Origin of the sequence: Mesorhizobium sp. M0062 (genome assembly GCF_040323125.1) — a bacterium.
In the GTDB taxonomy this organism is placed as follows: Bacteria; Pseudomonadota; Alphaproteobacteria; order Rhizobiales; family Rhizobiaceae; genus Mesorhizobium.
Genome location: NZ_JAMYUO010000003.1, coordinates 95,897 through 108,961, shown reverse-complemented (window position 1 = coordinate 108,961; position 13,065 = coordinate 95,897). Strand labels below are relative to the sequence as shown.

General features: G+C 64.1%; 8 protein-coding genes. 1 reads left to right on the top strand and 7 read right to left on the bottom strand.

Features of this window, described 5'->3' with window-relative positions:
• Nucleotides 1–214 precede the first annotated feature (214 nt).
• A complete protein-coding gene (locus NKJ64_RS04800; RefSeq protein WP_023704836.1) occupies nt 215–1,570 on the top strand; it encodes an LLM class flavin-dependent oxidoreductase in 1,356 nt (451 codons plus the stop codon).
• Nucleotides 1,571–1,632: 62 nt separating this feature from the next.
• Here NKJ64_RS04800 and NKJ64_RS04795 read toward each other — a convergent pair whose 3' ends face one another.
• From NKJ64_RS04795 to glnT, 7 genes are all read right to left on the bottom strand, one after another.
• Nucleotides 1,633–3,342, bottom strand: a complete 1,710-nt coding sequence (locus NKJ64_RS04795; RefSeq protein ID WP_023684441.1) for a trimethylamine N-oxide permease — start codon at nt 3,340–3,342, stop codon at nt 1,633–1,635.
• A 306-nt stretch (nt 3,343–3,648) separates the two neighbouring features.
• Nucleotides 3,649–6,018, bottom strand: a complete 2,370-nt coding sequence (locus NKJ64_RS04790) for a trimethylamine N-oxide demethylase (protein WP_352462067.1) — start codon at nt 6,016–6,018, stop codon at nt 3,649–3,651.
• A gap of 255 nt (nt 6,019–6,273) precedes the next feature.
• On the bottom strand, nt 6,274–6,900 hold the full coding sequence (locus tag NKJ64_RS04785; RefSeq protein ID WP_023752571.1) for a sarcosine oxidase subunit gamma: 627 nt from the start codon (nt 6,898–6,900) through the stop codon (nt 6,274–6,276).
• Nucleotides 6,893–9,886, bottom strand: a complete 2,994-nt coding sequence (locus tag NKJ64_RS04780) for a sarcosine oxidase subunit alpha (protein ID WP_031244176.1) — start codon at nt 9,884–9,886, stop codon at nt 6,893–6,895. Before NKJ64_RS04780 ends, NKJ64_RS04785 begins: the two co-directional genes overlap by 8 nt.
• A 275-nt stretch (nt 9,887–10,161) precedes the next feature.
• On the bottom strand, nt 10,162–10,437 hold the full coding sequence (locus tag NKJ64_RS04775) for a sarcosine oxidase subunit delta (protein WP_023684437.1): 276 nt from the start codon (nt 10,435–10,437) through the stop codon (nt 10,162–10,164).
• A gap of 15 nt (nt 10,438–10,452) precedes the next feature.
• A complete protein-coding gene (locus NKJ64_RS04770) occupies nt 10,453–11,706 on the bottom strand; it encodes a sarcosine oxidase subunit beta family protein (RefSeq protein WP_023752573.1) in 1,254 nt (417 codons plus the stop codon).
• Between the two features lie 36 nt (nt 11,707–11,742).
• Entirely contained in the window at nt 11,743–13,050 is a 1,308-nt protein-coding gene (gene glnT / locus NKJ64_RS04765; RefSeq protein ID WP_023696631.1) for a type III glutamate--ammonia ligase, read from the bottom strand.
• Between the last annotated feature and the right edge of the window lie 15 nt (nt 13,051–13,065).

Here is a 13,065-nt window from a genome sequence, read left to right as displayed (position 1 = left end):
GCGTTCTGGCTTTCTCCTTGCCGGTGGCACCGAGCACCCAGGCAAGTATCTCAACACCAGGCGGGTTCATCAAAATAGGTTGAACGGCCACCTGTATGAAAATGCTTCGCGGCGCCGGTTTTGCAAAACAGAATTCCTTCCCAGGACGGCAAAGCCGTCCGATCCTGCTTACATATCGGAGCGGCAACCCTCGTTCGCATCAGGTGATCATCCCATGGTAGACAATAAGCAATTGCGGCTCGGCGCCTTCATGCGTCCGGTCAGTCTTCACACCGGGGCCTGGCGCTATCCCGGCTCATATCCCGATGCCAACTTCAACTTCGCCCATCTGAAGCGCTTTGCGCAGACGCTTGAGGCGGCGAAGTTCGACGCCTTCTTCATGGCCGACCATCTGGCCGTTCTCAACATGCCGATCGAGGCGCTACGGCGCAGCCACACGGTGACCTCGTTCGAGCCGTTCACGCTGCTGTCGGCGCTCGCCGCCGTCACTGATCATATCGGCCTTGTCGCCACCGCATCGACGACCTTCGACGCGCCCTATCACATTGCCCGTCGCTTCGCCTCGCTCGACCATATCAGCGGCGGCCGCGCCGGCTGGAACATCGTCACCACATCCAATCCCGACGCCGCGCTGAACTTCGGCCTCGACGAGCATGTCGAGCACGACGAGCGCTATCACAATGCGCGGGAATTCTACGATGTGGTGACCGGCCTCTGGGACAGCTTTGCCGACGACGCCTTCATCCGCGACGCCGAGAGCGGGCTCTATTTCGATCCCGCGAAGCTGCATGTGCTCGACCATAAGGGCGAGCATCTCTCGGTGCGCGGCCCGCTCAACATTGCGCGGCCGGTGCAGGGCTGGCCGGTCATCGTCCAGGCCGGCGCATCTGAGGCCGGGCGGCAGCTGGCAGCCGAAACGGCGGAGGTGATCTTCGCCGCCCATTCCGATCTGGCGTCCGGGCAGCGCTTCTTTGCCGATGTCAAAAGCCGGGCCGAGAAGCTCGGCCGTTCGCGCGACGACATCAAGATCCTGCCCGGCGCCTTCGTCATCGTCGGCGACAGCGTCGAGGAAGCACAGGCCAAACGCGCCAAGCTCGACAGCCTGGTCTATTACGAGAGCGGCATTGCCTCGCTGTCGATCGCGCTGGGGCACGACGCATCCGGCTTCGATCCCGACGCGCCCTTGCCCGAAATCCCCGAGACCAATGCCTCCAAGAGCGGCCGTGAGCGCGTCATCGAGCTGGCGCGCCGAGAGACTTTGACCGTCCGCCAGCTGGCGCAGCGGCTCGGCGGCTATTCCGGCCTTGCTTTCGTCGGCACGCCGAAAACCATCGCCGATTCGATGGAGGAATGGCTGTTTGCCGAAGGGTCAGACGGCTTCAACGTCATGTTCCCATATCTGCCAGCCGGGCTCGACGACTTCGCCGAGAAGGTGGTGCCCGAGCTGCAGCGGCGAAAGCTCTTCCGGCGCGAGTATGAGGGCACCACCTTGCGCGAGAATCTCGGCCTGAAGCGGCCGCCGAACCGGTTCTTCGAAGGCTCCGAAGGGGCCATTCGCAAGGCCGGCTGACGTCCTGCCATAAAAAGAAACAGGCGCGCCGAAGCGCGCCCATTCTTTTCAAGCCATCACTTTCAGATGACGAAGTACCAGTTGGCGAGCAGCATCACCACCACGCCGGCGACCAGCGTCAGGTAGGGCAGCATGCCTGCCTTTTTGACCGAGAGGTCTGCGCCCGCCATGCCGAGGTCGGCCAGCATGTGGTCGGGGAACTTGCCCTTGTCTTGGACGTAGTGCCGGTAGCAGAACACCGGGATGATCAAGGCGGCTGTGATCAGGCCGGCCCAGAGCGCCATCGGGTTCCACACCTTGGCGCCGGCGCCCATGAAGATGGCGTTTACATAGGCGAAGATGGCGCCGAGGCCGAGCAGCCAGCTCGGCGCCTTCCAAGGCCGGTTGATGTGGCCGTTGTCGATGCGGTGGATCCAGCCGGCATTGAGGTTGAGGAAGTTGAAGATGATGTAGCCGCAGTTCGACACGGCGAGGATGAAGAAGAAGCTCGTCGCGTCGGCCGAGGCGATGGCCAGCACGATCAGGTTGAAGACGAGATCGGTCCACATGGCGCGCGTCGGCGCGCCATGCTCGTTGACGTGGCTGAGATAGCGCGGCAGCCAGCCATCGACCGAGCCCTGGTAGAGCGTGCGCGACGAGCCGGCCATTGCCGTCATGATGCACAGCACCAGCGCCAGGATCATCAGCATCACCAAGAGGCTGTGGATCAATGCGCCACCCCCGACCATGCCGGCCAGTGCATCGGCGACACCCGAGCCGTCGACGATCGGCGTCGCCAGCATGCCGTTGAGGCCCAGCACGCCCTGGAAGGTGAAGGGCACCAGGATGAACAGAAGCATGCAGAGCAGGCCGGAATAGAAAATCGCCTTGAACGTGTCGGTGCCCGGGTTCTTGAACTCCGATGTGTAGCAGACGGCGGTCTCAAAACCATAGGTCGACCATGCGGCGATGAACATGCCGCCCAGCACCAGCGTCCAGCCGGCAATGTTCCACGAGCCGGGCTCCGGCGCGTAAGCCGCCGCCAGCGGCACCAGCGGCGAAAAGTTCGCCCAGTTGATCTGGCCGGTGACGATCGGCACGACACCGACGATCAGCATCGGGATGATGACCAGGAGGCCGATATACTTCTGCACATTGGCGGTGCCGAGAATGCCGCGATGCTGGATCGAGAAGATGATCAGCATCAGCACCGCGCCGATGAAGAAAGTGGCATTGAGGGTGAAGGAGACAGGACCTAGCGTGTGGCTGAACAGCGTCCAGTTGCGGATCGCCGGCGTGGCCGCCGCGGTCACCGCGGCGATGGCGTCGGCAGGCACCGTTCCGGCATGCGCCGCGATATAGGCGACGACGTCCGGCGACGCCTCGGTGAACAGCGGCACCGGCGCCAGCGCGTTGAGAATATAGGCGGCGGCGATCGAGCAGCCCAGCGACAGCACCGGCGACCAGGCGAACCAGTTGCACCACACCGACAGCGGCGCGATGAACTTGGAATAACGCAGCCAGGCGGTGGCGCCGTAGATCGAGGCGCCGCCCGACTTGTTCGGGAACAGGCCGGCGATCTCGGCATAGGTGAAGGATTGCAGGAAGCCCATGATCATGGAAGCGATCCAGATCCCGAAGGCCAGCGTTCCCGTCGTTCCGGCAATGCCGCCGATCGAAAACAGGACAAGGGCAGGAACGCCGCTCGCCACCCAGAAGGCGCCGCGCCAGTCGATGTTGCGGAGCAGCTTGCCTTCAGCGGGCTGCTCCAGGGCAGTGGTAATCGTGCTCATCTGTCTGAATTCCCCATTTTGTGTTCCCGGCCGGTGATGCCTCGGCTTCGCGAAGCTTGTTCCCCGGTACATGACCGCACGACTCCAGTGTTTCCACTCAGTCGTATTTTTTTCTTAACAGTGAAGATTGATCCGGCGCGCTTTCACGTCAAGTGATTTGTGGCGTCGTGCACATCACGGTTGCGAAACGCTCGCTTTGTCCTTCTCCCCTTGTGGGGTGAGAAGCGGTCCGCGGTAGCGGACGGAAAGCCAATTGCTTTCGAGCTTCGAACGCCCTGAGCCTGCGAAGGGCCGGGGGTGCAACCCTCAGGATCGCGGCCTGGTCTTTTGCGGATCGTAGTGGGCGAAGGCCACGACGCGCGCCGGCAGCCGCTTGGCATGACCGTCGAGCTTGCCGATCTCCACCTCTGTGCCGATTGCCGCGTGGGTGACGTCAAGCCTCGCCAGAGCGATGTTTTTGTTCAGCACCGGCGAGCGCATGCCCGAGGTGACGACACCGATCTGGGCGCGGCCGATATGGACGCAATCCCCATGGCCGACGGCGACATTGCTGTCGATGTCAAGGCCAACGAGCTTGTGCTGCGGATGTTCCTTGCGCCTTATCAGAGCCTCGCGGCCGATGAAATCGTCGGTCTTGGCCTTCAACGGTACGGTGAAGCCAATGCCCGCCTCGAACGGGTCGGTCTGGTCGGAGAATTCGTAACCGGCGAAGATCAGCCCGGCTTCGATGCGCACCATGTCGAGTGCCTGCAGGCCCATCGGCTTCAGCCCGTGCGGCTGGCCGGCCTCCCAGATGGCATCGAACACTTTTTCGGCGTCGCGTGGGTGGCACCAGATTTCGTAGCCGAGCTCGCCGGTATAACCGGTGCGCGACACCACGACCGGAATGCCATTGCCGCCGCCGATGCGCGCGACAGCGAAGCGGAACCATTCGAGTTCGTCGATCGACGGTTGCAGCGGCGAGGTCCAGACCACCTCTCGCAAAATGTCACGGCTCTTCGGCCCTTGGACAGCGACATTGTGCATCTGATCGGTGGAGGAACGCACCAGCACGTTGAGGCCAAGCTTTTTCGCGGTGTCGCGCAGCCATTCGCCGGACAGGTCGTCGCCGCCGACCCAACGGAAATTGTCCTTGCCGAGCCGCAGCAGCGTGCCGTCGTCGATCATGCCGCCATGCTCGTAGCACATGGCGGAATAGACGACCTGGCCGACGCCGAGCTTCTTGACGTCGCGGGTCAGCGTGTATTGCAGCAGCGCCTCGGAATCCGGGCCGGTGACCTCGAACTTGCGCAACGGCGACAGGTCCATGATCACGGCATCCTGCCGGCAGGCCCAGTATTCGGCGATGGCGCCTTCCTTGGCGAAGGAATTGGCCAGCCAATAACCCCGGTATTCCACGAAGTTGCGGGTGTGCTTGGCGAAGCTTGAATGGAAGGCGGTCTCGCGGGTCATTTTCGGTTCCGAATCGGGCGTCATGCGTCTGGCGATCGCTCGCGAGAATTTGTGTTGGCCGGAATAGGTTCGCACATGGATGTCGGTCGGGTTCCAGCCATTGGCCGGTGTCGTGTCGTCGGGACAGGCGGAGGAGACGCAGACGATGTCGGTGAGCGCCCTGAGCAGGACATAGTCGCCGGCGCGCGACCACGGCTCATCCGACACCATGACGCCATGGGCGTCGATCGCCGTGTTGAAGAAGAAGTTGATCGCCATCCAGCCGGCACGTGGGGTGACACCCTTGTCGGCCAGCGCGCGGTTGAAATTCTCCGAGCAGTTGGTGTGGCCGGGATAGCCGATGTCGTCGTAATATTTGGCGGCACACGCCAGCGCGAACGCGTCATGCCGGCCGCATGTGTCCTGGATAACCTCGACCAACGGCTCCATGTCCTGGTCGTAATATTTCGAGTGAAGGCCGGGCATCGGGTAGCTCGACCCCATCAGCGTGCGCGTGGTCGTTACGTCGAGCGGATGGTCCAGCCCCTTGTCCAGCTTGCGCGCCGAGAAGCACTGGAAATCGGTGCACTGGCGGCCGTCGACATCGATGATCTGCAGGTAGTCGCCCGCCTTGACGAAATAGGGTTCGGCTGTCGCCGAATGGACGCGCAGATCGAGCACCGGATCGGCAAGCGGATCGGCCAGCTGCGACTTTGTCTTCAGGCGCACGGTGGCGCGGCGCACCATGACGGTGAGCGGCGTTGCCGTGTCGTGGCCGTCGACCAGCATCGGCCCGCTAGGCGCTGCAATCAGCAAGCCGCCATCGCGCGCGACGGTGAAGGCCTGCTCGGTGCCTGCCGGCGTGGCGCCGCCGAAGACGCGCACCGCCTTGGCCTGGTCAAGCTGCACCTGGCGGCGCTCGAGTCCGCGGCGCACGGAAGCGAGGCTATCGTCGCCCTCGGCCAATAGCGCCTTGATCCCGGCGGCATTGCTATTGGACTTTTCGCCGAAGATGGCGGGGTCGGTGGCGCCTGACTTGTCCCAGGCCAAAAGCTCGCAGGCCTGGCCGCCCTCGACATTGCGGATGGCAAATATATCGCCGGCCTCGATATCGATCAGCACCGCGCCGTTACCGGGGGCCGCATACCGCTCCATGCCCGGCGGCAGCGCGATCTGGCCGGGCCGCAGGATGAGGCTTGGCCGGGGCGGCCCGGCTGTCACTGAAGGGTAGGGCGACTGGCTCATCTCAGCCTTGCGGTTCGAGAAACAAGTTTGCCTGTGTGTAAAATTACTTTAGCTGCAAGAATAGCAGCGCAGTTGCGTTTGGCAAGGCTGGCTCCCCCTTCTCCCTCTGTGGGAGAAGGTGTCGCCGCAGGCGACGGATGAGGGGTGTTCCAGCGGTGAGACGTTGGCGTACCCTGGAACACCCCTCATCCGTCTCGGCACTAACGCGCCGATCTTCCTTCTCCCACAAGGGGAGAAGGAAGAAGCGCACAAGCGCTACGCCAAATCCTCGGAATGCCCGATCTCGACACCATACTCCGCCGCCGAATCCAGCATCGTGTGCCACAGACTTTCAGCAAATGTCGCAAACATCAGCACGTTGAATACCGCCTGCCCATCCGGCCGGTCATTCCCGCGCCAGAGCGTGACGCTGGCGTGATCCATCGAGGTCGCGGCAGCCGCCCCAACCAGAAATGCATCGGGATGCAGATCGATCGACGACAGCTTGCCCAGCATCGCCCGCGCCTTGGTACCGGAGATACTGATCAGCACTCGCGCATGCGACTGGTCCGATAGCGAAGCGGAAGACGCGAACGTCTGGGCGAGTGCTTCAGTCCCATGCTTGCCGCCCTTCAACAGCACGAAGAACTGGTCCGGTCCCGACCAGATCAGCGTCGCATCCGAAGTCTGCACCGCCTTGGGTGTCTCAGGAGCCGCAACACCGAAGCTTGCCTTCGCAGCGTTGGCCAAATCTCCCGCCTTGCCGCGCCGCGCCATCACCTGGATCAGGTCGAAATTGCGGATTTCGGTCAGCAACACGCCGACATTGCCGTTCGCGCCGTAAGGCCCGACAACAAGTGCCCGCTCGAGCGGGCTACGAACATCCCAGGAAAAATCAGCCACGCTGGCGCCCTCCATCGGGATCGTAGAAGACGGGATTGCAGAGCTCGACATCATAGTCTTCACCGCGCAGCGGATCATGCGCGTGGACGATCTCGCCGATGCGTTCGCGGCCGCGCTCGACAAGGCCGAGACCGATCCACTGGTCGAGCGTCGGCGAGAAGCAGACCGAGGTGACGTAGCCTTGGTCGTTATCAGGCCCGGGCGTCTGGCCCTTCGGGATGATGTGCGCGCCGGAGCGCAGGCGGCGCGCCTTGTCGATCGGCTTGATGCCGACCACGACCTGCCGGTCCGGCGCCACCAGCGCCTCGCGGCCGGCCATGACGCGACCGATGAAATCCTTCTTGGTCGACATCATCTTGCCGAGGCCGAGATCGGCGGCGGTCGTCATGCCGCTCAGTTCCGGTCCGGCGACATGGCCCTTTTCAACGCGCATGACGCCGAGGGCTTCTGTGCCATACGGCGTCACGCCGAACGGTTTTCCCGCCAGCATCAAATTGCGTGCCATCGCTTCACCGTAACGCGCCGGCACCGAAATCTCGAACGCCATCTCGCCGGAGAAGGAGATGCGGAACAGCCGCGCCTTGATGCCGCCGCGCAAAGCGACTTCGCGCACGCCCATGAAGGGAAAACCTTCGTTCGAAAGGTCCTCGGCAGGGTCGACGATTTCCTTCAACAGGTCTCGCGTCCTTGGCCCGGCAATCGAGAACTGCGCCCACTGGTCGGAGACCGAGGTCAGTTGCACGTCGAGTTCGGGGAATAGCACCTGCCGGCAGAATTCGAGATGCTGCATCACCAGCCCGGCCTTCGCCGTGGTCGTGGTGAGGAAATAATGGTCCTCGGCCAGCCGCGAGGTCGTGCCGTCATCATAGACGAGGCCGTCCTCGCGCAGCATCAGCCCGTAGCGGGCTTTTCCCACGGCAAGGTTTGAGAAGGTGTTGATGTAGACGCGGTCGAGGAAGGCGCCGGCATCGGGGCCGTGCACATCGATCTTGCCCAGCGTCGAGACATCGCAGAAGCCGACGCCCGAGCGCACCGCCTTGACCTCGCGGGTGACCGATTCCAGCCAGTCCTTCTCGCCCGCGCGCGGATACCATTGCGCGCGCTTCCACAGGCCGGTGTCGACAAAGATCGCGCCTTGTTCGGCCGCCCAGTGATGCGACGGCGTCAGCCGCGTCGCATGGAAATTTTCGTCGCGATGGTGGCCGGCAAAGGCGCCGATGGCGACCGGCACGTACGGCGGGCGATAGATGGTCGTGCCGGTCTCGGGAATGGATTTGCCCGACACCGCCGCCATGATGGCGAGGCCGGCGACATTGGACGTCTTGCCCTGGTCGGTCGCCATGCCGAGCGTGGTGTAGCGCTTCAGATGCTCGACCGATTCAAAACCCTCGCGCTGCGCCAGCTCGATGTCGGACGCGGTGACGTCATGCTGCTGGTCTACAAAGGCCTTGCCTTTGCCGGCGACGTGCCAGAGCGGGGTCAGTGAGAAGGACTCGTCGCCGGCAACAGCTGCAGAGCCCGGATTGCCATTGCGTCCCGCGTCCCGCGCCGCTGCGGCGCCGGCCTCGAAACCTGCGCGCAGGCAGGCGCCTAGCCCGAAGTCGCCGTTAGCCGCACCTGCGGCGACCATCCCGGGCGGCGCGCCGTCCGGCACGAAAGCTGAGATGTCGTCGCGCCATTTCGGCCGGCCGCGATGGTATGAGGTCAGCCCGACCGCCGGATTCCAGCCGCCGGAAACGGCAAGCCCGTCGGCCTCGACCTCGGCGCGCGCGCCGCCGGTCAGCGACACCGCTATTTTTCTTACGCCGTCCTTGCCGCCGTCGACGCCGCTGACCGAACCATGCAGCACGGTGAAGCCGTTCCTGGAAGCGAGAGAACGATGGGCAGGCGTGACGTCAGCCCGCGCGTCGACCACCGCCGCGATCTGCAGCCCGGCGCCGAGTGCCGTCTCGACCGTGCGCCAGCCATCCTCATTGTTGGTGAACAGCGCGATCCGCTTTGCCGGCGTCGCCGCATAACGTGTGACGTAGGTGCGGATGGCGGACGCCATCATCACGCCGGGCGTGTCATTGCCGGCAAAGACGATGGGACGCTCAATCGCGCCGGCGGCGACGACGCAGCGCTTGGCCACGATGCGCCACAGGCGCTGGCGCACCTGATGCTCGGGCGGCACCGGCAGATGATCGTTGACCCGCTCGATCGCGCCATAGGTACCGCCGTCATAGACGCCGAACAGGGTCGTGCGGGTCATGATGCGGACATCCGGCATCGAGCTGAGCTCGGCCAGTGTGCGCGACAGCCACTCCGCGGCCGGCAGACCGTCGATCGTGCCGCCATCCGACAACAGACGGCCGCCGGGCGCAAAATCTTCTTCGCACAGGATGACGCGCGCACCGCTGCGGCCTGCAGCGAGTGCGGCGGCGAGACCGGCCGGACCGGAGCCGGCGATCACCACATCGCAATGCGCCCAGGCCTTGTCGTAGTGATCCGGATCGGGGGTGACCGCCGCGCGACCCAGACCCGCGGCGCGTCGGATCGCCGGCTCGTAGACCATTTCCCAGAATTTTGCGGGCCACATGAAGGTTTTGTAGTAGAAGCCGGCGACGAAGATCGGTGCGAACAGCTGGTTCACCGACATCACATCGTGGCGCAGCGACGGCCAGCGGTTCTGGCTGGCCGCTTCGAGGCCTTCATAGAGTTCGGCCGTCGTGGCCTTGGTGTTGGCCTCGCGCCGTGCGCCGGTGCGCAGTTCGACCAGCGCGTTGGGTTCTTCCGAGCCCGCAGTCAGAATGCCGCGCGGACGATGGTATTTGAACGAGCGGCCGACCAGCTTGACGCCATTGGCGACCAGCGCCGACGCCAGCGTGTCGCCCTGGAAGCCGGAAAATGTCGTGCCGTCGAAGCGGAAGGTGAGGGGGGTGGAACGGTCGATGAGACCGCCGGATGAGAGACGATGAGAGGTCACGATGTCCAGCCTCTGATCCATATGGTGTCATGGCGAAGGATGGCGCCGCCCCTTACCCTCCCCGTTGTGGGGAGGGTCGCTGCGCAGCAGCGGGGTGGGGGTGCGGCACCGACCCCCCCCCCCGCGCCGCGGGCGCCCGCCCCCCCCACGCCGGGGGGGGGGGTGGGGCGGGTGGGGGTGGGGGGGGGGGGGGGCCGCGGCACCGACCCCCACCCGGACCTGCGGTCCGACCTCCCCACAAGGGGGAGGTAGGGGGCTGGCGCTTTTCGCGACGGCTGTGGTCTCGACAGAATAGCTCATGTCTCCACCTGGCTCGCACCAGCCCCCGCCGCCGGTTCCACCGCCGAAATCTCGTGCGTCAGCGTGTTGCGGGTGACCTTCAGCCAGGCCCGGCAGCCACCGCCGTGATACCAGTTCTCCGCCATCACGCCGGCGATGTTGTCGCGCAGATAGACATAGTCGTAGACGGCATCTTCGCCGGCATCCGCCGCCGGCCGTACAGGCTTGGCATCGCCGAGATAGCTGAACTCGCCGAGTTCGCGTTCGCCGCAGAAAGGACAGGTGATACGCATCTTGTTCCGGCCGCCTCAATGCAGGTTCGGTTGGGCGCCTTGGCCCTTTTCGTCGATCATGGCGCCGCGCTGGAAGCGGTCGAGCCGAAACAGCGCCGCCTCCTTGTGCGTTTCGTCACGCGCCAGAAGATGGGCAAAGACGAAGCCGGAACCGGGCGTCGCCTTGAAGCCGCCATAACACCAGCCGGCGTTGAGGTAGAGCCCGTCGACCGGTGTCTTGTCGATGATCGGCGAGCCATCCATCGACATGTCCATGATGCCGCCCCACTGGCGCAGAAGCCGCACGCGGCCGATCATCGGGATCAGCGCCATGCCGCCTTCGCAGACATCTTCCATGACAGGCAAATTGCCGCGCTGGGCGTAGGAATTGTAGCCATCGATGTCGCCGCCGAAGACCAGCCCGCCCTTGTCGGACTGGCTGACATAGAAATGCCCGGCGCCGAAGGTCATGACGCCGGGGATGAGCGGCTTGATCGCCTCCGAGACGAAAGCCTGCAGCACATGGCTTTCGATCGGCAGGCGCAGGCCCGCCATCGCGGCGACGCGCGAGGAGGACCCGGCGACCGCCATGCCGACCTTGCCGGCGCCAATTTTTCCACGCGACGTCTCGACGCCAGTCACCTTGCCGTTGCCGTCCCGGACAAAGCCGGTGACCTCGCAGTTCTGGATGATGTCGACGCCGAGTTCGCTCGCCGCATGGGCATAGCCCCAGACCACCGCGTCATGCCGCGCGGTGCCGCCGCGGCGCTGCAGGAGGCCGCCCTGCACGGGAAAGCGCGCATGGTCGAAATTCAGGAACGGCAGCATCTTCTTCAGCGCCGCCTGGTCGAGCAGTTCGGCATCGATGCCATTGATGCGCATGGTGTTGCCGCGCCGCGCATAAGCGTCGCGCTGCGCGTCGGAATGATAGAGGTTGAGGACGCCGCGCTGGCTGACCATGGCGTTATAGTTGAGGTCCTGCTCCATCCGCTCCCAAAGCTTCATCGAAAGCTCGTAGAAGCCGGTATTGCCGGGCAGGCCGTAATTGGAACGGATGATGGTGGTGTTGCGGCCGGCATTGCCGGAGCCGATCCAGCCCTTTTCCAGCACGGCGACGTTTCTGATGCCGAACTCGCTGGCGAGGAACCAGGCGGTGGCGAGCCCATGGCCGCCGCCGCCGATGATCACCACATCGTAGTGGTCCTTGGGCGCCGCATCGCGCCAGGTGCGCTGCCAATTCTTGTGGCCGGAAAGGGCAGCACGGGCGAGCGAGAAGATCGAATATTTCATCAGGTCATTCCGAGGTCGCTCGCACAGCTGGGACGATTATATGTCCAGCGTGTGGTCGCGCTCCCATTGCGTGAAGTGCGAAGCATAGGAATTCCATTCCTGGTGCTTCAGCTTTAGATAAGCCGACGAGAATTCCTCACCCAGCGCCGCCTTGAGCGATTTGTCCTTGTCGTATTCGCGAAGCGCGTCGAGCAGATTGAGCGGCAGCTTCGGCGCGCCTTTCACCGTGTGGCCGTTCTGGTACATGTCGATGTCGTAGCGCTTGCCGGGATCGGCCTTGGAGCGGATGCCGTCGAGACCAGCGGCAATGATGACGGCCTGCAGCAGATAAGGGTTTGCGGCGCCATCCGGCAGCCGCAGCTCGAAGCGGCCGGGGCCGGGCACGCGCACCATGTGGGTGCGGTTGTTTCCGGTCCAGGTCACCGTGTTCGGCGCCCAGGTGGCGCCCGAAATGGTGCGCGGCGCGTTGATGCGTTTGTAGGAGTTCACCGTCGGGTTGGTGATGGCGGCCAGCGCCGAGGCATGTTTCATGATGCCGCCGAGGAAATTCTTGCCCTTGGCCGACAGGCCGAGCTCCATCGCATTATCGGCAAAGACGTTGACCTTGCCGGCCTTGTCCCACACCGAAATATGGGCGTGGCAGCCATTGCCGGTCAGGCCCTGGAAGGGCTTTGGCATGAAGGTCGCGCGCAGGCCGTGTTTCTCGGCCACCGACTTGACCATGAACTTGAAGAAGGAGTGCTTGTCGGCGGTGGCGAGCACATCGTCGAAGGCCCAGTTCATCTCGAACTGGCCGTTGGCGTCCTCATGGTCGTTCTGGTAGGGGCTCCAGCCCAGCGCCAGCATGTGGTCGCAGATCTCGGCGATGACATCGTAGCGGCGCATCACTGCTTGCTGGTCGTAGCAGGGTTTTGAAGCCGTGTCGTATTTGTCGGAGATGACGCTGCCGTCCGGCGAGATCAGGAAGAACTCAGCCTCGACGCCGGTCTTGACATGCATGCCGTCAGTGGCGGCTTCCGCGATCAGCCGGCGCAGCGTGTTGCGTGGCGCCTGCTCGACTTCCTTGTCGTCCATGATGCAGTTGGCGGCGACCCAGGCGACATCGCGCTTCCACGGCAGCTGGATCACCGAATCCGGATCCGGCACCGCCAGCATATCAGGATGCGCCGGCGTCAGGTCGAGCCAAGTGGCGAAACCGGCGAAGCCGGCGCCGTCCTTCTGCATGTCGGCGATCGCCTGCGCCGGCACCAGCTTGGCGCGCTGGCCGCCGAACAGGTCGGTGTAGGAAATCATGAAATATTTGACGCCGTTCTCTTTGGCGAATGCGGCGAGATCGTTCCCCATTATAGCTCCTCGCTT